Source organism: Streptomyces sp. NPDC054975, assembly GCF_053609105.1.
Window position 1 is genome coordinate 20733 of sequence record NZ_JBSGWV010000026.1, and the last position, 22358, is coordinate 43090.

The window sequence follows — 22358 nt, forward strand, 5'->3', positions numbered from 1 at the left end:
GTGTCATCGGCTCATGCGCCCGTTCGGGTGCATCGCGTTACGTTCTGGCGATGCTCCGCATGTATCGCGACACGTTGTCCCTGCTCGGACCGGTCCTCCCGGTCGTGTCCTTCCTGGGCCGGCTCCCGACCGCCATGTGCCAGCTCGGCAGCCTGCTCCTGGTCGCCGAGACGAGCGGATCGCTGACGACGGCGGGCCTCGCGGGCGGGGCGCTCGCGGCGGGGCAGACGGTCGCCGGGCCCGTCATCGGCCGGCTCGCGGACCGGCGCCGACAGCGCGGGGTGGTCCTGGTCGCGTCCCTCGCCAACGCGGTGGCCGTCGCCGCGCTGGTCCTCGCCGCGCTGGCGCACGCCGCGACGGGGTGGCTGGTCGTCCTCGGCGCGCTCGCCGGGGCGACCGTCCCGCAGGTCGGGCCGCTCGCCCGGACCCGCTCCGTCGCCCTGGCCAGGCGCTCGGGCGCGGACGACCGGCTGGTGGGCACGGTGCTCTCCTTCGAGGGGACCCTGGACGAGGTCTCCTTCGTCCTCGGGCCGGCTCTCGTCGGCCTTGCCGCCGCCCTCGCCCATCCGGCGGCCGCCCTGCTGACGGCGGCGGCCCTTCTCGCGACCTGCGGTACGGCGTTCGCGCTGCACCCGTCGGCCGGGGTCGCCGAGGGCGGGGCGAAAGCCACCATCACCCGTACGGGCGCCGCCGAACGAGGTCGGCTGCCGGGTTCCGCGTACGCCCTTCGGGTCGCGATGGTCCTCCAGGGCGCCATGTTCGGGGCCTCGCAGGCCGGGATCACCGCGCTCACCGAGCACCTCGGGGAACCCGCGCAGGCGGGGCTCGTCTACGCGGCCATGGGCGTGATGAGCGCCGTCGTGGGCCTCTCGATGGCCGCCGTGCCCGCGCGGATCGGGCTGCGGACGCGCTGGCGCGCGGCCACGGCCGCACTGGTCGTGCTGTCGGTCCCGCTGCTGTTCGTGGACTCGCTCGTGGGGCTGTACGTGGTGGTGACCGTCCTCGGCGCGGCGTACGCGCCGCACCTGATCACCGTCTTCGGCCTGACGGAACGGACCGTCCCGGCGTCCCGGCTCGCCGAGTCCATGGCCTTCCTCACGAGCGGGATCGTCGGCGGCCAGGCGTTGGCGTTGGCGCTGGCGGGGGGACTTGCGGAGGGACACGGCGCCGGCGCGGCGTTCGCGGTGGCGGTCACGGCGGCGGCCGCCTGCGCGGCGCTGCCCTGGTCCGTCCCCGTGAGGGGCAGGCGTACCGCTGTACGGAACGCCTGCCCACCATCCGGGGTGAGCGCCCCCGACGGGCCTACGCCGGGCGCTTGAGGACCGTCAGGCTCAGCGGGGCCAGGGACACCCGTTCACCCGCTCCCACCTTCGGGCCCTCCTGGGGCGGGATGCCCTCCGGGTGGGAGGTGTCCACCACGACCCGCCAGGACTCGCCGTGGTTCATCGGCACCTCGAACTCCAGCTCCTGCGACGAGGCGTTGAACATCAGCAGGAACGAGTCGTCCGCGATCCGTTCCCCCTGCGGCCCCGGCTCCGAGATCGCGTTGCCGTTCAGGAAGACCGACAGGGCCCGCGCGTGCGCCGCCTGCCAGTCCCGCGCCGTCATCTCCTCGCCCTCCGGCGTGAACCAGGCGATGTCCGTCAGCTCGTCGTGCGTCCCCTCCACCGGACGCCCGTGGAAGAAGCGGCGGCGCCGGAAGACCGGATGGTCCCGCCGTAGTCGCACCATCGCCCGGGTGAACTCCAGGAGCGTGCCCTCCTCCGAGGCGCCCGGCTCCGGCCAGCGCACCCACGACACCTCGTTGTCCTGGCAGTACGCGTTGTTGTTGCCGCCCTGCGTCCGGCCGAACTCGTCGCCGTGGCTGAGCATCGGCACGCCCTGCGACAGCATCAGCGTCGCGAGGAAGTTCCGCATCTGCCGGGCCCGCAGCTCCCGGATCCCGATGTCGTCCGTGTCGCCCTCGGCCCCGCAGTTCCACGAACGGTTGTAGCTCTCGCCGTCCCGGTTGCCCTCCCCGTTCGCCTCGTTGTGCTTGCCGTCGTACGACACGAGATCACGCAATGTGAAGCCGTCGTGGCAGGTCACGAAGTTGACCGAGGCGAGCGGCCGGCGGCCGTCGTCCTGGTACAGGTCGGAGGAGCCGGTGAGCCGGGACGCGAACTCGGCCAGCGTGCGCGGCTCGCCCCGCCACAAGTCCCGGACGCAGTCCCGGTACTTGCCGTTCCACTCGGTCCACAGTGGCGGGAAGTTCCCCACCTGGTAGCCGCCCTCGCCGACGTCCCACGGCTCGGCGATCAGCTTCACCTGGCTGACCACCGGGTCCTGCTGCACCAGGTCGAAGAAGGACGACAGCCGGTCCACCTCGTGGAACTGCCGCGCCAGCGTCGCCGCGAGGTCGAAGCGGAAGCCGTCGACGTGCATCTCCGTCACCCAGTACCGCAGGCTGTCCATGATCAGCTGGAGTACGTGCGGGGACCGCATGAGCAGCGAGTTCCCGGTGCCGGTGGTGTCCATGTAGTACCGGGGGTCGTTCGCGAGCCGGTAGTACGAGGGGTTGTCCAGGCCCCGGAAGGAGAGCGTGGGGCCCAGGTGGTTGCCCTCCGCCGTGTGGTTGTAGACCACGTCGAGGATGACCTCGATCCCCGCCTGGTGCAGGGCCCGCACGGCCGACTTGAACTCCAGCACCTGCTGGCCACGGTCGCCCCAGGAGGCGTACGCGTTGTGCGGGGCGAAGAAGCCGATCGTGTTGTAGCCCCAGTAGTTGGAGAGGCCGGAGTCGACCAGCCGGTGGTCGTTGACGAACTGGTGCACCGGCATCAATTCCAGAGCCGTCACGCCCAGTTCCTTCAGGTGCCCGATCACCGCCGGGTGCGCGAGCCCCGCGTACGTCCCGCGCAGCTCCTCCGGCAGCTCCGGGTGGAGCATCGTCAGGCCCTTCACATGGGCCTCGTAGATCACCGTCCGGTGGTAGTCCGTGCGCGGCCGCCGGTCGTCGCCCCAGTCGAAGTAGGGGTTGACCACGACCGAGCTCATCGTGTGCGGCGCCGAGTCGAGGTCGTTGCGCGAGTCCGGCCGCCCGAAGTGGTAGCCGTACACCGCCTCGCCCCACTCGATCGAGCCCGAGACCGCGCGGGCGTAGGGGTCCAGGAGCAGCTTCGCCGCGTTGCAGCGCTGCCCGCGCTCGGGCGCGTACGGACCGTGGACCCGGAACCCGTAGCGCTGACCCGGCATCACTCCCGGCAGATAGGCGTGGCGGACGAAGGCGTCCGTCTCGCGCAGCTCCACCGCTGTCTCCGAGCCGTCGTCATGGAGCAGACACAGCTCGATCCTGTGGGCGGCCTCCGAGAAGACCGCGAAGTTGGTTCCGGCGCCGTCGTACGTGGCGCCCAGGGGATACGCCTGTCCCGGCCAGACCTGCATAGATAAGACTCTTCCATTCTGATGCGGGTGTGGGGGTGCACTCCGGCCAGATCCTGCCCGAAAGAGGGCCGGGGGCGGGCGACCCGACACGCCGGGCGCGGCGAGCCGGGCCACGCAGGGTCGTCGCGGCCCGGCCGCGTCAACGGCGGGACGCCCGCCGACCCTGTCGTACCGGTCGACATCGTGTTCCCTTCCCGGCGTGACCCGGGCCGCCGGCCGCCCGCCGCCGCGCGGTGGGGGTCACGGCGCGCACGCAGGGACGTTTCCGCTATGAATCCGCTCACTCCGGCCGATCTCGTCTGACGGAACGACGCTCGGAATCACGGGAGTTGAGCAAGCAGCCTGTCGATCCTGCTGCACTGCCTCCCGCTCGCGGAGTACCCTTCCTTGATCGTTGACAGATGGTCGGATCGGGCGTCCAGGAGCAGAAGGCGGTGCGCGGGTGAGCTCGGGAGGTCTGGAGCTGCCCCCAGGTGACGCGGGTCACGAGGGGGGCTCGCCCGACCCCGTGGACGTACCGCCCGGAGCGGTCTCCGTCGCCAGGCCGATGGAGATCGGGGCGGAGCTCGACTGGGGCGCCGAGGCCTGGAGCGAGGTGCGGACCCGCGCCCAGCGCGCCGGACGGGCCTATATCTGGCTGAATCTCGTCGAGCAGCGGCTCCGTGCGGTGGTGGCCGCCGTGCTGCGCCCGGTGTACGAACCGGTGCACGGCGAGGAGTGGGTGGTGGCCGCCGCCGGGCCCGCCGGTCAGGAGTGGGTGCAGCGCGCCGTCGCCGTCCGCGAGGTCTCGCGGCGCAAGGGCTACCTCCTGGACCCGGCCGACGACAACGTCCTCAGCTTCCTCACGCTCCCGCAGCTGCGGGAGCTGATGGTGCAGCACTGGCCGTGCTTCGAGCCGTACTTCGACGACCGGCGCGAGGTCGAGCTCGCCCTGGACGAGCTGGAGGTGACGCGGAACGTCGTCTCCCGCAACCGCGCCCTCTCGCTCACCGTCCTCGCCCAGTCCGAACGGGCCTCCGCCCGGCTCCTGGAGATCCTCGGCAGCGGGGCGGGCGTGCCGTCCGCCGACCGGCTGCCGGTCGACGCGGTCGAGGACCTGGTCGGCGACCGGTACGCGGACGTGGTCTCCGTCCACCCCGACCGGGTGCGGCTGCAGCGCCAGCTTCCGGCCGAGGACCTCTTCGGCGGAGCCCGCCGCCTCGACGCCACGGGCATAGGCCTGAACCTCCTCGTGCAGAACTTCTCCGGGCGGCGCCTCGTGCGGCTCGCCGAGTCGGGCTGTCGCATACGCCTGCTGTTCCTGAACCCGGCGAGCAGCGCCGTCAAGCGGCGCGAGCGCGAACTCGGGCTGAAGAAGGGCGAGCTGAGCCGCTCGGTGGAGATGAACATCCTCCACATGCGGCGGGTGCGGTCCCGACTGCGCGACCCGGGTGCCTTCCAGATCCATGTCTTCGACGAGACCCCGCGCTTCACGGCGTACCTGGTGGACGGGGACGGGCCGGACGGGGTCGCCGTGATCCAGTCGTACCTGCGGAAGGCGCGGGGGATGGAGGCGCCGGTGCTCGTGCTGCGCGGGGGAGGCCGGAACCTGGTCCGTTCCGGACAACAGGGGCGCGACGGCGAATACGGACTTTTCTCTACATATCGCGAGGAGTTCGAGTCGGTCTGGCTCGACTCGCGCCCGGTCTCCTGAGGCCAGGGGGCCGCCCGCGCGGCCCGTTGTCAGTGGCGCGTGCGAGGGTGTTCAGCACCACGGGGGAGATCACGTAAGGAGGCCCGATGGCTTGGCACGGGGAACCGCTGGTCGGATTCGACCTGGAGACGACCGGTACGGAACCGCTGGAGGCGCGGATCGTGACGGCCTCGATCGTCGGCGTCCACCGCGGACGGGTGGTGCGGCAGCGGGACTGGCTCGCCGACCCCGGCATCCGCATCCCGGCGCAGGCGTCCGCGATCCACGGCATCAGCAGCGAGCGGGCGGCCGCCGAGGGGCGACCGGTCGTCGAGGTGGCCGACGAGATCGCCGAGACCCTCACGGGGTACTGGAACCAGGGCGTCCCGATCGTGGCGTACAACGCCTCGTTCGACCTCACGCTCCTCTCCGCCGAGCTGCGGCGCCATGGGCTTCCCTCGTTGAGCGAGCGGCTTGGCGGCGCCCCGATAGGCCCGGTCGTCGACCCGTACACCATCGACCGGGCCGTCGACCGGTATCGCAGAGGCAAGCGGACGCTGGAGGCGGTCTGCGCGGAGTACGGCGTCGTCCTCGAAGCGGCCCATCAGGCGGCCGCCGACGCGGAGGCCGCCGTGCGGGTCGCCGTCGCGATAGCCGAACGGCACGCGGCCGTCGCCGAGCTGACCCCGGCCGAGCTGCACGGGCGTCAGATCGACTGGTACCGCGCGTGGGCCGAGGACTTCCAGGAGTTCCTGCGCCGCAAGGGCAGCCCGGATGCGGTCGTCGACCCGTCGTGGCCGCTGCGGGAGCTCGCCTCGGTGGGCGGCTGACGGACCCCCGACCCGGCCTGGCGCGCGCGGTCGTGGTCAGCCGATCGGGTTCTCCGCCAGGAAGTCCAGGAGCAGCGTGTTGATCCGCTCCGGCTGGTCCAGCTGGAGCCAGTGGCCGGCGTTCTCCACGCGCTCGTAGCGCCAGGTGCCGTCCACGTGCTTGCCGGTGCCGGTCATGGACTGCTCGGTCAGGAAGCGGTCGCCGGTCGACCAGACACCCAGGACCGGACCCCGCAGCGGCGGGAGGGGCAGGGCGGGGCCGAACTGCACCTCGGCGGGGAGACCGGCCCGGTAGATGTTCACCGCGGCCGTCAGCGCGCCCGGCGCCCGCAACGGCTCGATGATCGCGTCCGCGTCCGGGTGCTCGCCCAGCATCTCCCGGAGGTTGGCGAAGTCGTCCCGCGCGAGCCAGTCCTCCGCGAGCCCCGGGAACTGGAACAGGATCATGTACCAGGACCGCTGCTTCTGCTCGAAGCCCGCGTCGCGGATCGACGCCAGATGGCCCACGGACAGGATGCTCAGGGACGCCACCCGCTCGGGCGCCACCTGGGCCAGGCCCTGGACGATGCCCGAGCCCCAGTCGTGCCCGACGAGATGGACGTGGTCGATCTCCAGGCGCGCCAGGAGTTCGATCAGGTCGCCGACGTGCTTGGCCGGGTGGTACGCCTCGATGCCGCCCTCCGGCCGGCCGGAGGCGCCGAAGCCCCGCAGGGTGGGAGCGACGCATGTGTACCCGGCCGCGGTCAGCGCCGGAACCTGGTGGCGCCAGAGATGGTGGCTGTCGGGGAAGCCGTGCACCAGCAGGACGGCCGGGCCGTCTCCGCTCACCTCGACGTCGAGCGTCACCTCGGACAGTTCCACGCGCATCACAACACCCCGTTCGTGAGTGGGAAATGGGTCCGGGCCGCCCCGACCTGATGTCAGAAGGGGTACCACCGCACCGTGGCATCACCCTCCCGCAGCGAGGCCACCCTCCGCTCGAATTCGGCCAGGGCCTGGGGGTTCGTCGGCGCGTGCTGGGCCACCCACGCGCAGCTCGCGGTCTCCCGCGCCCCGCGCAGCACCGCGCACCCGTCCCACTCCCGGACGTCCCAGCCGTACGCCTCGGCGAAGGCGTCGTAGGCGGCGGGGTCCAGTCCGTACCGGTCGCGGGAGAGGGCGAGAACGACCAGATCGTGCTCCCGCAGATCGGAGGAGAAGGTCTCCAGGTCGACCAGAACCGGTCCCTCGGGACCGACATGGACGTTACGGGGGAGGGCGTCACCGTGGATCGGGCCGGGGGCGAGGCGCGGGGTGAGGTCGGCGGCCGCCGGGGCGAAGGCGTCGCGCCGCTCGCGCAGGAAGGCGGCGTCGGCCGGGTCAATGGCGTCGCCCGCGAGCCGCAGCCACCGCTCGACCCCGCCGAGGAGCTCGCGGCGCGGCAGCGTGAAGCCCTCCGGCTCGGGCAGGGCGTGGATCCGCCGCAGGAGGGGCGCCAGATCGCGGGGCTCGGCAGGCCGTACCGGCTCGGGCAGCCTGTGCCAGAGGGTGACCGGGTGTCCGTCCACCAGGCGCGGCTTGGGCTCCGCCGCCCGTACGGCCGGGATGCCGGTCTCCGTCAGCCAGGCCGCGAGCGCGAGTTCCCGCTCGGCGCGGGGGAGGAGCTCCGCGTCCCGGCCGATCTTCACCACGAGATCGCCCACGGCGAAGACCGCGTTCTCCCCGAGCGCGAGCAGCCGCGCCCCGGGCTCGCGGGTCGGCGCCCCCGTGGCGGCCAGGATCTCCCGTGCCCGCGCCTCGTCCATCCGTCTCTCCCCGCTGCCCCGATGCCTGTACGAATCAGCCAAAGTCTCGCACCCATGCAGGTTGTCTTGACGAACCGACGGCCCGTCAGGACCATGACGGAGGCCGGGGGTAAAGTCGTAAAAGGTGCATAAGGGGTCGATCTGTGGGAGTGGCGACCGCAACGAAGCGGTCCGGCGGGACGACGGCCGCCGGCAGGAGACCCGGTCCCGTGGGGGACCACGGCGCCTGGTTCCTGGTGCTGCCCGCACTCCTGCCCATCCTGGTCCTGAGCGTCGGCCCGCTCCTCTACGGCATCGCGCTCGCGTTCACCGACTCCCAGTCCGGCCGCACCCGGCCCACCCAGTGGGTCGGCACCCTCAACTTCCAGGACCTGCTGCACGACACCCTGTTCTGGGACTCGTTCCGGATCGGCCTCGTCTGGGCCGTCGGCGTCACCGTGCCCCAGTTCCTCCTCGCCCTCGGCCTCGCGCTGCTGCTCAACGAGAAGCTCCGCTTCCGCTGGCTGGCCCGGGCGCTCGCGATCATCCCGTGGGCCATGCCCGAGGTCGTCGTCGGCATCATGTGGCGCCTCGTCTACAACCCGGACGCGGGCATCCTCAACGAGACCCTCCGCGACCTGGGCCTCGGCGACGGACACGACTGGCTCACCGGGCTCGCCACCGCCCTGCCCGCCGTCATCCTCGTCGGCATCTGGGCGGGCATGCCCCAGACCACGGTCGCCCTGCTCGCCGGCCTCCAGAACACCCCGCACGAACTCCACGAGGCCGCCGCCCTCGACGGCGCGGGCGCCTGGCGCCGCTTCCGCACGGTGACCTGGCCCGCCCTCAAGCCGGTGGCCCTCGCCATCACGGCCCTCAACTTCATCTGGAACTTCAACTCTTTCGCCCTGGTCTACGTCCTGACCAACGGCGGCCCGGGCGGCCGCACCCGGCTGCCCATGCTCTTCGCCTACGAAGAGGCCTTCCGCTACGGACAGTTCGGCTACGCCGCCGCCATGGGCTGCGTCATGGTCGCCGTCATCTCCGTACTCCTCGCCCTCCATCTCGTCGGACGGCTGAAGGGGGACCAGGACCGGTGAGCACCTTCCGCACCAGCAGGCCCGCGCGATGGGGCCAGTACCTCGCGCTCCTCGCGTACTTGGTCTTCCTCGCCTTCCCGTTCCTCTGGCTGATCTCCACCGCCTTCAAACCGGCGACCGAACTCGGCTCGCTCCACCCGACCTGGATCCCCAAGGACCCGACCCTCGCCAACTTCCGGCAGGCGTTCGACGAGCAGCCGCTGCACCAGGCCGCCGGGAACAGCCTGATCGCCGCGCTCGCGGCGGCCCTGATCGCCGTCGTCGTCGCCACGCCCATGGCCTATGTGATGGCCCGCCACCGCAGCAGGCTCTCCACGGCCGCCACCGGCTGGGTCGTGATCAGCCAGGCGTTCCCCTTCGTGCTCGTGATCATCCCGCTCTTCCTCGTCCTCAAGAACCTGCACCTCATCAACAGCCTCGTCGGCCTCGTCCTGGTGTACGTCGTCTGGTCGCTGCCGTTCGCGCTCTGGATGCTGGTGGGGTACGTACGGGCCGTCCCGGCCGAGCTGGAGGAGGCCGCGGCCGTCGACGGCGCCGGCAAGCTCCGTACGCTCGTCTCGGTCACCGCCCCGCTGCTCGCTCCCGGCATCGTCGCCACGGCGCTCTTCGCCTTCATCACCGCATGGAACGAGTTCTTCTTCGCGCTCGTCCTGCTCAAGACCCCGGAGAAGCAGACCTTGCCGGTCGTCCTCACCCACTTCCTCGGCGCGGAGGGCGTCGCCGACCTCGGACCGCTGGCCGCCGCCGCGTTCCTGGCCACGATCCCCTCGCTCGTCGTCTTCGCGATCATCCAGAAGCGCATCACGGGCGGGATGCTGGCCGGGGCGGTGAAGTCCTGATGCGGGTACGGAGGCTGGCGGCGACCGCCGCCGCGCTGGCGCTGCTCCTCACCGGCTGCTCGGCGGGGGACGCATCCGACGGCGGCCCGGTACGGCTCCGCTTCCAGTCCCTGGCCTGGCAGAAGGAGTCCGTCGACGCCAACAAGGAACTGGTCGCGGAGTGGAACGCCACCCACCCCGACGTCCAGGTCGACTACGTCCAGGGCAGCTGGGACTCCGTCCACGACCAGCTCCTCACCTCCTTCGAGGGCGGTGAGGCCCCCGACATCATCCACGACGCCTCCGACGACCTGGCCGACTTCGCCTACGGCGGCTACCTCGCCGATCTGACCGGCCTCCTGCCCGAGCGGCTCAAGGCCGACATCCCCGCCCGCAGCTGGGAGACCACGACCTTCGGCGGCGGGATCTACGGCGTGCCGTTCCTCCAGGAGCCGCGCGTGATCATGGCGAACAAGCAGATCCTGGAGTCCTCCGGGGTCCGCCTCCCGACCCCCGAGAAGCCCTGGAGCTGGCCGGAGTTCCGGCAGATCACCAAGGAGCTGACGGCGACGATGGGCCAGGGGAGGTACGCGATCGCCTGGCCGCTCAAGGAACCGGTCTCGGTCAGCCTCAACCTGGGGCTCTCGGCCGGCGGACAGCTCTTCCACCGGGAACCCGACGGGAAGGTGACGATCCGCTTCACCGAGCAGGACGGCGTCGTGCCCGGCACCGTCCACGACCAGGTCAACACCGACCGGAGCGCCTCGCGTTCCACCCTCGGCACCGGCGGCTCGGACGCCCTCCCGGGCTTCTTCGGCGGCAAGTACGCGATGGTCCCGCTCGGCTTCTCGTACCGCCAGCAGATCAACCAGCAGGCGCCGAAGGGCTTCGAGTGGATCGTCCTGCCCGCGCCCGCCGGGGAGGACGGGCTCGCCCAGGGGGTCAGCCCGCAGACGCTCTCGGTCGCCGAGGACAGCCGGCACAAGAAGGAGGCGGCGCAGTTCCTCGACTTCTTCCTCCAGCCGGCCAACATGGTCCGCCTCGCGCGCGGTGACTGGATGCTCCCCACGGGGACGGCCGCGCTCGCGGACCCGTCCCTGCGCACCGCGAAGGACGGCTGGGCGACCGGCGCCGCAGTGGCCGCGCACCTGCGCTCCGCGCCCGCGCAGTCCGTCCGCGGCTATCCGGAGTGGAAGGACAAGGTCGCGACCCCGGCCTATCAGGAGTACTACAGCGGGGCGATCGACGCGGCGGAGCTGCGCAGGCGCCTGGAGAAGGACGGCAACCTCGTCCTCGCCCGCTACCAACGCTGATGGTCCCCTCTCTTGCCGCCCGCGGCCCGCCACTTTCAATAGACTGGACGAGACGTCTCGTCTCGCTTACTGTGGGCGCATGACCACCACGCCGCGCCCCGCTCACCTCGCCATGTTCTCCATCGCCGCCCACGGACACGTGAACCCGAGCCTCGAAGTGATTCGCGAGCTCGTCGACCGGGGCCACCGCGTCAGCTACGCCATCCCCGCCTCCTTCGCGGAGAAGGTCGCCGCGACCGGCGCCACTCCCGTCATCTACACCTCCACGCTCCCCACCGACGACGACCCGGACGCCTGGGGGACCGAGCTGATCGACCACATCGAACCGTTCCTCGCCGACGCGATCCAGGCACTGCCCCAGCTCGCCGAAGCCTTCGAAGGCGACCGGCCGGACCTCGTCCTGCACGACATCACCGCCTACCCCGCGCCGGTCCTCGCACACCGGTGGGGCGTCCCCGCCGTCGGACTCTGGCCGAATCTCGTTCCCTGGCAGGGGTACGAGGAGGAGGTTGCCGAGCCCATGTTCCGCGAACTCAAGGCCTCCGAACGGGGGAAGGCGTACTACGCCCGCTTCGAGAACTGGCTCGCCGAGCACGGCGTGGACACCCACCCGGACCGCCTCGTCGCCCGGCCCCGCCGTGCGATCGTCCTCATCCCGAACGCCCTCCAGCCGAACGCCGACCGGGTCGACGAGTCCGTCTTCACCTTCGTCGGCGCCTGCCAGGGCGAGCGGGCGGACCAGGGGGAGTGGCACCGCCCCGCAGGGGCCGAGAAGGTGCTGCTCGTCTCGATGGGCTCGGCCTTCACCAAGCTGCCGGACTTCTACAGGACGTGCGTGGCCGCCTTCGGTGACCTGCCCGGCTGGCACGTGGTGCTCCAGATCGGCGCCTTCGTGGACCCCTCGGAGCTGGGTGAGATTCCGGCCAACGTCGAAGTGCACTCCTGGGTGCCCCAGTTGGCCATCCTGAAGCAGGCGGACGCCTTCATCACCCATGCCGGCGCCGGCGGCAGCCAGGAGGGGCTCGCCACCGCGACCCCGATGGTCGCGGTCCCGCTGGCGACCGACCAGTTCGGCAACGCGGACATGCTCCAGTCCCTCGGCGTGGCCCGCCGGATGGACATGGACGAGGTCACCGCCGAGGGGCTGCGCGAGGCCGTGCTCACCCTCGCCGGTGACCCCGAGGTGGCGATCCGCGCCAAGGAGGCCCAGGAGCGGATGGCGCGCGAGGGCGGTACACACCGGGCGGCGGACCTCATCGAGGCCGAACTGCGCTGATTTCACGACGAGATGGCCCCCGGGTGAACCCGGGGGCTTTGTCGTGTGCCTGAGTTGGGCGGGAACGTCGATTTTATTATTACGAAACCTTGTTGCTTAAGTCACAGGCGCGTGAAGGTCTTGATTTGCACTCGTCAATGAGCAAGGGTTTTCGAAGCAGTCGCCGGAGAACTTCCTTCCGGTGGCTCAACCCCCCACAAATCCTGACGAGGAGACCCCTCTTCATGGCAATACACAAGCGTGTCCGCCGGACCAAGCTCATCGCCGTCTCGACCGCGATAGCAGCCGCAGCCGGAGTCACCGTCCTCACAAGCCCGTTCGCCGGCGCGGCCCCCACGCCCGCCCTCGGAACGGTCCACGGACTCGGCGTCGAAGGCGCCGTCGCAGGCAGCTACATCGTTCTGCTGGACGAGAAGGCCGACAAGGGCGATCTGGCGAAGGAGTACGGCGGCACCCTGCGCCGTAGCTACGACTCCGCCGTCAACGGCTTCTCGGTGAACGGCCTTTCGGAGACCGAGGCCAAGCGCCTCGCCGCCGACCCGGCCGTCGCCAAGGTCGTCCAGAACAAGAAGTTCTCCATCAACGCCACCCAGGAGAACCCGCCGTCCTGGGGCCTGGACCGGGTCGACCAGGCCGAGACCGCCGGCGACAAGAAGTACACCTACCCGGACGGTGGCGGCGAGGGCGTCACGGCCTACGTCATCGACACCGGAGTCCGCACCACGCACAAGGACTTCGAGGGCCGGGCCACCTCCGGCTTCGACGCCGTCGACAACGACGACGACGCCTCCGACGGCAACGGCCACGGCACCCACGTCGCGGGCACCATCGCCGGCGCAGCGCACGGCGTCGCCAAGAAGGCGAAGATCGTCGCCGTCCGCGTCCTCGACGACAACGGCTCCGGCACCACCGAGCAGGTCGTCGCGGGCATCGACTGGGTCACCAAGAACCACCAGGGCCCGTCCGTCGCCAACATGAGCCTCGGCGGAGGTGCCGACCCGGCCCTCGACGAGGCCGTCAAGAAGGCCATCGCCGCCGGAGTCACCTTCGGTGTCGCCGCCGGCAACGAGTCCTCGGACGCCGGCGCGGGCTCCCCGTCCCGGGTCCAGGAGGCGATCACCGTCGCCTCCTCCACCGAGGACGACCAGCAGTCCAGCTTCTCCAACTTCGGCTCCGTGGTGGACCTCTACGCCCCGGGCTCGGAGATCACCTCGACGTGGAACGACAGCGACGAGGGCACCAAGACCATCTCCGGTACGTCCATGGCCACCCCGCACGTGGTCGGCGCCGCGGCCGTCTACCTCGCGGCACACAAGGACGCCACGCCGGACAAGGTCGCCGAGGCGCTGGTTGCCGGGGCCACCCCGGACAAGATCAGCAACCCGTCCGGGGGCACCGCCAACAAGCTGCTGAAGATCGTCGAGTAGCCGGCCCCCGCTGAACCGGCGGCCGCCGTGCCCTCCCCCACTGGGCACGGCGGCCGCCTTATGGTGTGCCCATGACGACGACGTACGCCGCGCTCCTGCGCGGGATCAACGTGGGCGGCCACCGCAAGGTCCCGATGGCGGAGCTCCGTTCCGTACTGGAGGAGCTCGGGCACCGTGACGTCCGGACCTATCTGCAGAGCGGCAACGCCGTCTTCACCACCGACGCCGACGGGCCGAACGACGCGGAGTTGACCACCGCGCTCCAGGACGCCATCGAGAAGCACTTCGGCTTCCGCGTCGACTGCCTCGTCAGGGACGCCGCCTACCTCGCCGCGGTCGCCGACGCCTGTCCGTTCCCGGCCGCCGAACTGCAGGGCAAGCAGCTCCACGCGACGTTCTTCTCCGAGCCCGTCGGGCCCGAGCGGCTCGCCTCCGTCGACCAGGACGCCTTCCTCCCGGAGGAGTTCAGGCTCGGCGACCGCGTGCTCTATCTCTATGCGCCGTGGGGTCTGGGCCGGTCCAAGCTGGGGGAGGCGCTCGCCCGGCCCGCTCTCTTCAAGGGCGTCGTCGCGACGTCACGCAACTGGAACACCGTGCTGAAGCTGGTGGAGATGACCCGAGGCTAGGTCGCTGAGAGGAGAAGGAGGTGCACCCACTCCTTTCCACTCTTAACTTATAGCGTATGGGGGGGCTTGCGGCAAGGCCCCGGTGGTGGCGCAGAATCTCAGGCCTTGGCCCCAATCCGTGGAAACCACCGAGGAGATGAACCCCCTGACCACCAGCGCGTTCGACCTTTCCGACCGACTGTCCTCCAAGGCCGACCCGGCCCTGATCGCCGGCGACGAACAGCACTTCGCGGCCGTCGCGGACTGCCTCGACCGGACGATCGCCGAGCTGTCCGAGCAGCTCGACGCCGCGCGCAAGGCGCCCGGCGGCGTCGGCCGCGAGGCGATGGACCGGGACGCGGAGATCCACCGGCTCACCGCCCGCCTGCGCACCCTGCGCCGGTTCGGCCTGGACCTGTGCCTCGGGCACGTCGTCCTCGCCGACAGCCCCGAGCCCGTCTACATCGGCCGCCTCGGCCTCACGGACAGCACGGGCCGCCGGCTGCTGCTCGACTGGCGTTCCCCCGCCGCCGAGCCGTTCTTCGCGGCCACCCACGCCCACCCGATGGGCCTGGCCAGCCGCCGCCGGTACCGCTGGACCCGTGGCCGGATCAGCGACTACTGGGACGAGGTCTTCACCGCCGAGGGGCGCGAGGGCCACGTGGCGCTCGACGACCACTCCGCCTTCGTCGCCAGCCTGGGCGCCGAACGGTCGTCCCGGATGCGTGACGTGCTCTCCACCATCCAGGCCGACCAGGACGCCATCATCCGCGCCGGTTCCCGGGGCGCCCTCGTCGTGGACGGCGGCCCGGGCACGGGCAAGACGGTCGTCGCCCTGCACCGCTCGGCGTACCTCCTCTACTCCGACCCGCGCCTCGGCCACCGACGTGGTGGTGTGCTGTTCGTCGGCCCGCACCAGCCCTACCTGAACTACGTCGAGGACGTCCTGCCCAGCCTCGGCGAGGAGGGCGTACAGACCTGCACCCTGCGCGACCTCCTCCCCGAGGGGGCCAAGGCGGCGCCCGAGAGCGACCCGGAGGTGGCACGCCTGAAGTCGTCCGCCGACATGGTGCGGGCCATCGAGAAGGCCGTCCGCTTCTACGAGGAGCCGCCCACCCAGGGCATGACCGTCACGACCCCCTGGTCCGAGGTCCGGCTGACCGCCGACGACTGGGCCGAGGCGTTCCGCGCGCCCGGCCCGAGCACCCCGCACAACGAGGCGCGCGAGGAGATCTGGGAGGAACTGGTCACGATCCTGCTGGACAAGCACAGCGGTGACGTCCCGTCCGAGCAGCAGTTCCGCACGTCGCTGCTCCATGACGAGGAGCTGGTCGAGACCCTCGACCGCGCGTGGCCGATGATCGACGCCGCCGACCTGGTCGGCGACCTCTGGTCGGTCCCCGCCTACCTGCGGATGTGCGCGCCCTGGCTCGGCCCCGACGAGGTGCGCGCGTTGCAGCGCAAGCACGCGCCCCAGGCCTGGACGGTCTCCGACCTGCCCCTCCTGGACGCGGCCCGGCAGCGGCTCGGCGACCCGAAGGCGTCCCTGCGCAAGCGCCGGCGCGAGGCCTCCGTGGCCGCCGAACGCGAGCGCATGGCCGGTGTCATCGCGAACGTCATCGCGGCCGACGCCGACGGCGAGGGCGCGGTGACGATGCTGCACGGGCGGGACCTGCAGGACAGCCTGATCGACGAGGACGCGCTGCCCGGTACGGAGCGCGAGCTGCTCGACGGGCCGTTCGCGCACGTCGTCGTCGACGAGGCGCAGGAGCTGACCGACGCCGAGTGGCAGATGCTGCTGCTGCGCTGCCCGTCCCGGAGCTTCACCATCGTCGGCGACCGCGCCCAGACCCGGCACGGGTTCACCGAGTCGTGGGAGGAGCGGCTCAAGCGGGTCGGGCTCGACCGGATCGAGGTGGCCACGCTCTCCATCAACTACCGGACGCCGGAAGAGGTCATGGCGGAGGCCGCGCCGGCCATCCTGGCCGCGATCCCGGACGCCAACGTGCCGACCTCCATCCGCAGCAACGGCATCCCCGTCCTCCACGGCTCGGTCGCGGACCGGGACGCGATCCTCGACGACTGGCTCGCCGCCCACACCGACGGGGTCGCCTGCGTCATCGGCGATCCCTCCTTCGAGGAGACCTCCCGCGTGCGGTCGCTGACGCCCGGCCTGTCCAAGGGGCTCGAGTTCGACCTGGTCGTGGTCGTCGACCCGGAGGCGTTCGGCGACGGCGTCGAGGGCGCGGTCGACCGCTACGTCGCGATGACCCGGGCGACCCAGCGGCTCGTCGTCCTGAGGAGTTAACGGGTGAGCGCGTCCAGGAGGGCGAGGTCGGAGGCGTCGAGGCGCAGCTCGGCCGCGCGCAGGTTCTCCTCCAGGTGCGCGAGGGAGCCGGTGCCGGGGGTGGGCAGCAGGACGGGGGAGTGGTGGAGCAGCCAGGCCAGGGCGATCTGGCCCCGGCTCGCTCCGTGCCGGCCCGCCACCGCGTCGAGAGTGTCCGCCGCCCCGTCGGCCAAGGCGCCGTTGGCCAACGGGAACCAGGGCAGGAACGCCAGACCGTGCGCGGCGCAGAGCTCCAGAACGTCCGCCGACGTCCGGTCGAGCAGGTTGAAACGGTTCTGCACCGACACGATCGAGGACGTCAGGGTCAGTGCCTCCGTCAGCTGCTCGGCCGTCACCGAGTCCAGACCGATGTGGCGGATCTTCCCCTCGGCGCGCAGCTCGTCCAGCGCGCCGAGCTGCTCCGCCATCGGGACGTCCGGGTCGAGCCGGTGCAACTGGTAGACGTCGATCCGGTCGGTCCGCAGCCGCCGCAGGCTCGCCTCGCACATCGCGCGCAGCCGCTCCGGCCGCCCCTCGATGTGCCAGGCGCTGCCGCCGGTCCGTACGACCCCGCCCTTGGTGGCGACCACGAGGTCGTCCCGGTACGGGTGCAGCGCCTCGGCGACCAGCTCTTCGGCGAGGTCGGGGCCGTAGTTGTCGGCGGTGTCGATCAGCGTGACCCCGCGCTCCACGGCCCGCCGCAGGACGGCGACGGCGTCGCCCCGCTCACCGCGCGGCCCCCAGTAACCCGGGCCGGTCAGCTGGGCGGTGCCGTAACCGAGGCGCCGTACCAGCAGCTCCCCGCCGATCGCGTACGTGTTCGAGATCATGGATGGACGCTACATCAAGCCTGTCGCGATTCTTCAAGACCGGGCGGCCGGGCGCTTCGTAGCCTCGGCGTCATGAACGCCATCCACACCCACCTCACCGTCTGCGCCGCCGAGGCCGCCCGTGTCGCCCGTGGCGTCACCGCCGAGCAGCTCGACCGGCCGTCCGTCTGCGCCGACTGGACCGTACGCGAACTCGTCAACCACCTCGTCCTCTACTCCTCCCACGGCCTGGAGCACCGCGCCCGGCGCGAGCAGCTGCCCGAGTCCACCGTCGAACGGGACTTCACCACCGACGTCGACTGGGCGGAGCAGTACGCGGCCCAGCTGGACCGCGCGCTCGCCGCCTGGGAGAAGCCGGACGTCTGGGAGGGAGACGTGGACACCGGCTACGTGACCATGCCGGCCCCTGACATCGCCTCCCTGATCGTCAAGGAACTCGCCCTGCACGGCTGGGACCTGGCCCGTTCCACCGGCCAATGCCTCACCGTCCCCGCCGAGACGGGCACGTTCCTCCTCGCGGTCGTCGAGGAACACGCCGAGGTCTACCGCCAGTACGAGGGCTTCGCCGCCCCTGTCGCCGTACCGGAGAACGCGACCGACTTCGAACGAGCCCTCGCCACGAGCGGCCGCGACCCGCGCGCCTGAGCGCGCCTGTCAGGGCAACGGGTAGGTGATGACGGCGCGAGCCGGGCTCGGGAAGGCGTCGGGGACGAGCGGGGAGCGTTCGACGAGCACACCGACCGACTCCTTGCCGTACGACCAGAGGGGTCCGCGCAGCGGCGAACCGCACAGACCCTGCGGGAGTTCGGGCTCGCCGTCACCCAATCCGTACTGGCCGCCGTTCCTCTTGTCGAAGAACGGTGTGCCCTCCGGGTGGAGGTCGGCACCGACGAGGTACTCCGGCATCCGGTCGCTCAGGAAGGAGACCTGAGCCTGGCCGCCCCGGGTGACGTAGTGGACGTCCGAGGCGTCGGCCGGAAGGGGCGTACCCCCGGCGATGATCACGGCGGGCAGAGCTCGCTCGCTCCCCTCGCAGGCCCGGACGTCGCCGAACGGATGGAAGAGTTCGTCCTGGAACAGCCAGGCAAGGCCCCCGACCGGCACCGCGAGCACCAACAGGACGATTCCGAGCAGGGCGGGCCAACGCCGGGGGCGGGCCTGCCGGCTCGCGTCCTCTTCCTGATGTTCCGTCACGCTCATGCCTCTGATCCGCCCTCTGCCGTTCTCGATCGTCGCGCTCCTGGAGCCTAGGCGTGTGCCCGGCGTGACATGGACGTGATCGGTACGCCGTAGCCTCCTTGTGATCAGGAGCGATCACGGGGGGACACATGACATACCGGAGAGCGGTGATACCGGCAGTGGCCGGAGGGCTGTTGCTCACGGCGTTGCTGTGGTGGGCGGGGGCGAGCGCGCAGGCGCTGCACCTGCCGGGTGCCACCGGCACGATCGGTGGTCCGGCCACCGCCGAGCTGGACCGCTGGCTCGCCCCCTGGGCGTACGACCCGCCGGCCTCGTACGGGCCGGGCACCGGGGACACCGCCTTGACCGACACCAGCCGCTACCTCTCGCTCCACACGACCGGCATGCAGATCCGGTTCGGGGCGGTCTTCGCCTTCTTCGTGCCCGGGGCGCTGCTGCTGATCCGGCGGCTGCCGCCCGTGGCGGGCCGGATGCCGGCCACGCTGCTCGGCGTCTGGGCCTGGGGGCTCGTGGCCGGAACGCTCGCGGTGGCCGTCTCCGCGCCGTGGGTCATCGCGGCGCAGGGACGCGGCAGTTACCGCTTCCTGCCCAACCTGGCGAGCGTGATCGCCTCCGGACGGCAGGTCCTCGTCCTCACCGCGCTCCTCACGGCGGCCGTGACCGTGCTCGTCGCGTGGGCCGCCGTGAAGGGCGCCGAGCCGCGGCCGAGGCGGACCGTCCCGGCGCGCGCCGCCCGCCTGGCGGCCACCGCGGGGACCGCCGTCGTCGCCTTCTCTCTCGTGGTCCTCTCGTACCACCCCGTCGCCGCGACGATCCAGACCTTCTCGCCGGACGGCGGCCCACTCGCCGAACCCGGTGATCTGCTGCGCCAATGGCTGCTCCTGGGCGCCTGGGCGGGGCCGGCCGGCGGCTCGATGGGCGCCTGGCTGCTGTACCGCGCCGCCGACGTGCTGCTGCTCGCCGTGGTGTGGTGGGCGCTGCGCGTCCTGCCCGGACTGCTCACCCGGGTCACGGTCCCGGCCATGGCGGCCGGCGCGGTCTGCGCGACCGTCCTCGGGCTGCTCGCGAGCCAGCTCCTGCGGATCGCGACGGACGGCACGGGCCTCCGCTGGGGTCTCCTCCACCTGTCCGCCACCCTCGGCAACGGCGTCCCGGCAGCCCTGACGTGGGGCTTGGTGGCGGGAGTCGCGGCGGCACTCACGCTACGACCGACCCTGCGGGATGCCCCTTAGGCGACGGCCACGCGCTCGGCGGCGCGGCACTCGTCGTACCGCTGGATCAGGAGCCGGGCCAGCTCCTCGGAGGGGCCGAGGACGTCCGCCAGGACGTCGGCCTCCACCGCGCCCGCGGCGATGCGGTCCGGGAGGCGGCCGGGGGCGATCACGTAGGGGGCCACCGCCACCCGCCGCACGCCGTCGGCGCGCATCGCCCGGACCGCGTCCTCGGTCCTCGGGAGAGATGCGGAGGCGAACGCAGGCCGCACGGAGCACCAACCGGTGCGCCGCAGCTCCCGCGCCGTTTCTGCGATCGCTGCGATCGCCTCCGGGTCTGTGGAACCCGCCGAGGCCAGGACGACCCCGGTCGAGCGCTTCATCTCGTCGACCGCCCGGCGCCACGCGGTGGTTGCTGCCGGGGGTCCGGGGGTTGTCCCCCGGGCGGACACAGTTGCGATCGCTGCGATCGCCTCCGGGTCCGTGGAACCCGCCGAGGCCAGGACGACCCCGGACGTCGACCTGTCGGCGGGTGTGAGGCCGGCCTCGTACAGGCGTTGCTCCACCGCCGCGATCAGCAGGGGCGACGGGCCGAGGACATCCGCCTGGCGGACGCGGAGGCTCGACGGGGCCTGGCGCAGGGCGGACGGGATGTCGGCCTTCGCGTGGAAGGCGCGGGTCAGGAGCAGCGGCAGGGCCACCACGTCCCGTACGCCCTCGGCCGCGAGGCGGTCGAGCGTGCCCGGGACGGACGGCAGGTTGAAGTCCAGGAACGCCGTCTCCACGCGGAGCCCCGGCCGCAGCGACCTGACCCGCCGCACCAGCGCGTGGACGGTCGCGGCGTGCCGCGGATCGCGGCTGCCGTGGGCGACGACGAGAAGGACCTCGGACATGGCGCGACTCAGCCCTTCACCAGCAGACCGCGGCCGCGCAGCACGGCGCGCTCCAGCGGGCTGAAGATCAGCAGGTCGATGGCGACACCGACGAGCAGGATCAGGATGATCGCGAGGAAGATCCCCGGCATGTCGAAGTTGTTCCGGCCGTTCTCCAGCAACTGGCCGAGCCCCAGGCCCAGATCGGGCGAGGACGCGATGATCTCGGCAGCCATCAGCGACCGCCACGAGAACGCCCAGCCCTGCTTCAGACCCGCGAGATAGCCCGGCAGCGCGGCCGGCATCACGATGTGCCAGGCGCCCCGCAGACCGGTCGCGCCGAGCGTCCGCCCGGCCCGCAGGAAGAGCGGCGGGACCTGGTCGACGCCGGCCACCAGGCCGTTCGCGATCGACGGCACGGCGCCCAGCAGGATCACCGCGTACATCATCGAGTCGTTGAGGCCGATCCACAGCACCGCCGGGGCCACCCACGCCACCGAGGGCAGCGACTGGAGACCCGCGAGCACCGGCCCGATCGCCGCGCGCACGAACCGCACCCGGGCGACCAGCAGGCCCAGCGGCGTACCGATGGCGAGCGCCATCAGGAAGCCCAGCAGGGCGCGCGACACGCTCGTCCAGAGGACGCCGAGGAGCGTGCCCTCCAGCCACATGGTCTTCAGGCTGTCCCAGACCGCCAGCGGCGCGGGCAGCTTGGACTCGTCGGTGACCTCGGCCGTGACGAGCAGCTGCCAGACCGCGAGGACGAGCAGCACGGCCACGACCGGCGGCAGGACCTTCTTGACCAGGACCTCGCGCACCGGCGTGCGGCGCACCTGCACCGCGTCCAGCGCGTCGAGTCCTGCCTCCAGACCCGCCAGGTCGTCCGTCTTTGTCTCAGTGCTGGCCATGACGGCGGATCTCCCCACGCAGTTCTTCGGTGATCTCGACGGACAGCTCCGCCACGGCGGCGTCCTCGATACGGCGCGGCTGCGGGATGTCGATGGTCCACTCCCGGGCGATCCGCCCCGGCCGGGACGACAGCAGCACCACGCGCTCGGCCAGCCGCACGGCCTCGCGCACGTTGTGGGTCACGAACAGCACCGAGAGGTTCGTCTCGCGCCAGATCCGGGTCAGCTCGTCGTGCAGCACGTCCCGGGTGATGGCGTCGAGCGCCGCGAACGGCTCGTCCATCAGCAGCAGGTCACTGTCCTGGGCGAGCGCCCGGGCCAGCGCGACACGCTGGCGCATGCCGCCGGACAGCTCGTGCACCCGCTTGCGGTACGAGCCCCCGAGCCGCACGAGGTCGAGCAGACGCTCCGCCTCGCCGCGCCGCTCGGACTTCGGCACCCCGCGCAGCCGCAGGGCGAGTTCGATGTTCTTGCCCGCGGTCAGCCACGGGAAGAGGGCGTGCTCCTGGAACATCAGGGCCGGCCGGCCGCCGGGGGTCTCGATGGACCCGGCCGAGGGCCGGTCGAGCCCGGCGACCAGGTTGAGCAGCGTGGACTTTCCGCAGCCGGAGGCGCCGAGCAGGGTGACGAACTCACCCGGGGCGACATCGAGCGAGATGTCGTCAAGGACGAGCTGTCCCCCGGCGGGTCCGCCGAAGGACTTCGAGACATGTTCGAGCCGGGCGGCGTGCGTCACCGCCGCACGGTCCTCGGCCTTGGCGAGCGTCGCGGTCGTGGCCATGGT

20 protein-coding genes are annotated in these 22358 nt (G+C 71.7%); 12 read left to right on the forward strand and 8 right to left on the reverse strand.

Annotated elements, in window-relative coordinates; genetic code table 11:
- Window positions 1-59: 59 nt before the first annotated feature.
- On the forward strand, window positions 60-1319 hold the full coding sequence (locus ACWF79_RS22240; RefSeq protein ID WP_453729920.1) for an MFS transporter: 1260 nt from the start codon (window positions 60-62) through the stop codon (window positions 1317-1319).
- On the opposite strand, the gene glgX is transcribed toward ACWF79_RS22240, so the two are convergent.
- On the reverse strand, window positions 1303-3423 hold the full coding sequence (gene glgX, locus ACWF79_RS22245) for a glycogen debranching protein GlgX (RefSeq protein WP_453729864.1): 2121 nt from the start codon (window positions 3421-3423) through the stop codon (window positions 1303-1305). The two genes, ACWF79_RS22240 and glgX, sit on opposite strands and share 17 nt — an antisense overlap.
- Window positions 3424-3865: 442 nt before the next feature.
- Here glgX and ACWF79_RS22250 point away from each other — a divergent pair, with 442 nt between their 5' ends.
- A complete protein-coding gene (locus tag ACWF79_RS22250; protein ID WP_453729865.1) occupies window positions 3866-5116 on the forward strand; it encodes an SAV2148 family HEPN domain-containing protein in 1251 nt (416 codons plus the stop codon).
- 86 nt (window positions 5117-5202) lie between these two features.
- Complete coding sequence (locus ACWF79_RS22255; protein ID WP_453729866.1) at window positions 5203-5925, forward strand: exonuclease domain-containing protein; 723 nt, start codon at window positions 5203-5205, stop codon at window positions 5923-5925.
- Between the two features lie 36 nt (window positions 5926-5961).
- Here ACWF79_RS22255 and ACWF79_RS22260 read toward each other — a convergent pair whose 3' ends face one another.
- Window positions 5962-6792: an alpha/beta fold hydrolase gene (locus ACWF79_RS22260; protein WP_453729867.1), complete on the reverse strand. Its 831-nt coding sequence runs from the start codon at window positions 6790-6792 to the stop codon at window positions 5962-5964.
- A 53-nt stretch (window positions 6793-6845) separates the two neighbouring features.
- A complete protein-coding gene (locus ACWF79_RS22265) occupies window positions 6846-7709 on the reverse strand; it encodes a phosphotransferase enzyme family protein (protein ID WP_453729868.1) in 864 nt (287 codons plus the stop codon).
- A gap of 149 nt (window positions 7710-7858) precedes the next feature.
- On the opposite strand from ACWF79_RS22265, the gene ACWF79_RS22270 reads away from it, so the two are divergent.
- The 7 genes from ACWF79_RS22270 (at window position 7859) to helR (ending at window position 16535) form a co-directional block, all read left to right on the forward strand.
- Window positions 7859-8788, forward strand: a complete 930-nt coding sequence (locus tag ACWF79_RS22270; protein ID WP_453729869.1) for a carbohydrate ABC transporter permease — start codon at window positions 7859-7861, stop codon at window positions 8786-8788.
- Window positions 8785-9627, forward strand: coding sequence for a carbohydrate ABC transporter permease (locus ACWF79_RS22275; RefSeq protein ID WP_453729870.1), 843 nt, complete (start codon window positions 8785-8787; stop codon window positions 9625-9627). The genes ACWF79_RS22270 and ACWF79_RS22275 overlap by 4 nt, the downstream gene beginning before the upstream one ends.
- Window positions 9627-10919 carry an ABC transporter substrate-binding protein gene (locus ACWF79_RS22280; RefSeq protein WP_453729871.1) on the forward strand — a complete coding sequence of 431 codons (1293 nt, stop codon included), beginning with the start codon at window positions 9627-9629 and terminating at the stop codon, window positions 10917-10919. Before ACWF79_RS22275 ends, ACWF79_RS22280 begins: the two co-directional genes overlap by 1 nt.
- 79 nt (window positions 10920-10998) lie before the next feature.
- Entirely contained in the window at window positions 10999-12195 is a 1197-nt protein-coding gene (mgt, locus tag ACWF79_RS22285; RefSeq protein ID WP_453729872.1) for a macrolide-inactivating glycosyltransferase, read from the forward strand.
- A 224-nt stretch (window positions 12196-12419) separates the two neighbouring features.
- Window positions 12420-13622, forward strand: coding sequence for a S8 family peptidase (locus ACWF79_RS22290; protein WP_453729873.1), 1203 nt, complete (start codon window positions 12420-12422; stop codon window positions 13620-13622).
- A 71-nt stretch (window positions 13623-13693) separates the two neighbouring features.
- Window positions 13694-14248 (forward strand): DUF1697 domain-containing protein, encoded by a 555-nt coding sequence (locus ACWF79_RS22295; RefSeq protein ID WP_453729874.1) that lies wholly within the window; start codon window positions 13694-13696, stop codon window positions 14246-14248.
- Window positions 14249-14384: 136 nt separating this feature from the next.
- Window positions 14385-16535 (forward strand): RNA polymerase recycling motor ATPase HelR, encoded by a 2151-nt coding sequence (helR, locus tag ACWF79_RS22300; protein ID WP_453729921.1) that lies wholly within the window; start codon window positions 14385-14387, stop codon window positions 16533-16535.
- On the opposite strand, the gene ACWF79_RS22305 is transcribed toward helR, so the two are convergent.
- Window positions 16532-17383: an aldo/keto reductase gene (locus ACWF79_RS22305; RefSeq protein WP_453729875.1), complete on the reverse strand. Its 852-nt coding sequence runs from the start codon at window positions 17381-17383 to the stop codon at window positions 16532-16534. The two genes, helR and ACWF79_RS22305, sit on opposite strands and share 4 nt — an antisense overlap.
- 72 nt (window positions 17384-17455) lie before the next feature.
- Here ACWF79_RS22305 and ACWF79_RS22310 point away from each other — a divergent pair, with 72 nt between their 5' ends.
- Window positions 17456-18028: a TIGR03086 family metal-binding protein gene (locus ACWF79_RS22310; RefSeq protein WP_453729876.1), complete on the forward strand. Its 573-nt coding sequence runs from the start codon at window positions 17456-17458 to the stop codon at window positions 18026-18028.
- Between the two features lie 9 nt (window positions 18029-18037).
- Here the strand turns inward: ACWF79_RS22310 and ACWF79_RS22315 are convergent, their stop codons facing one another.
- Window positions 18038-18583 (reverse strand): hypothetical protein, encoded by a 546-nt coding sequence (locus ACWF79_RS22315; protein WP_453729877.1) that lies wholly within the window; start codon window positions 18581-18583, stop codon window positions 18038-18040.
- Between the two features lie 128 nt (window positions 18584-18711).
- Here ACWF79_RS22315 and ACWF79_RS22320 point away from each other — a divergent pair, with 128 nt between their 5' ends.
- Window positions 18712-19815 (forward strand): hypothetical protein, encoded by a 1104-nt coding sequence (locus ACWF79_RS22320; protein ID WP_453729878.1) that lies wholly within the window; start codon window positions 18712-18714, stop codon window positions 19813-19815.
- Here ACWF79_RS22320 and ACWF79_RS22325 read toward each other — a convergent pair.
- The 3 genes from ACWF79_RS22325 to ACWF79_RS22335 are packed head-to-tail and all read right to left on the reverse strand — an operon-like array spanning window position 19812 to window position 22355.
- Window positions 19812-20687 carry a sirohydrochlorin chelatase gene (locus tag ACWF79_RS22325; protein ID WP_453729879.1) on the reverse strand — a complete coding sequence of 292 codons (876 nt, stop codon included), beginning with the start codon at window positions 20685-20687 and terminating at the stop codon, window positions 19812-19814. The two genes, ACWF79_RS22320 and ACWF79_RS22325, sit on opposite strands and share 4 nt — an antisense overlap.
- A gap of 8 nt (window positions 20688-20695) precedes the next feature.
- Window positions 20696-21574 (reverse strand): ABC transporter permease, encoded by an 879-nt coding sequence (locus ACWF79_RS22330; protein ID WP_453729880.1) that lies wholly within the window; start codon window positions 21572-21574, stop codon window positions 20696-20698.
- Window positions 21561-22355, reverse strand: a complete 795-nt coding sequence (locus ACWF79_RS22335) for an ABC transporter ATP-binding protein (RefSeq protein WP_453729881.1) — start codon at window positions 22353-22355, stop codon at window positions 21561-21563. Before ACWF79_RS22335 ends, ACWF79_RS22330 begins: the two co-directional genes overlap by 14 nt.
- Between the last annotated feature and the right edge of the window lie 3 nt (window positions 22356-22358).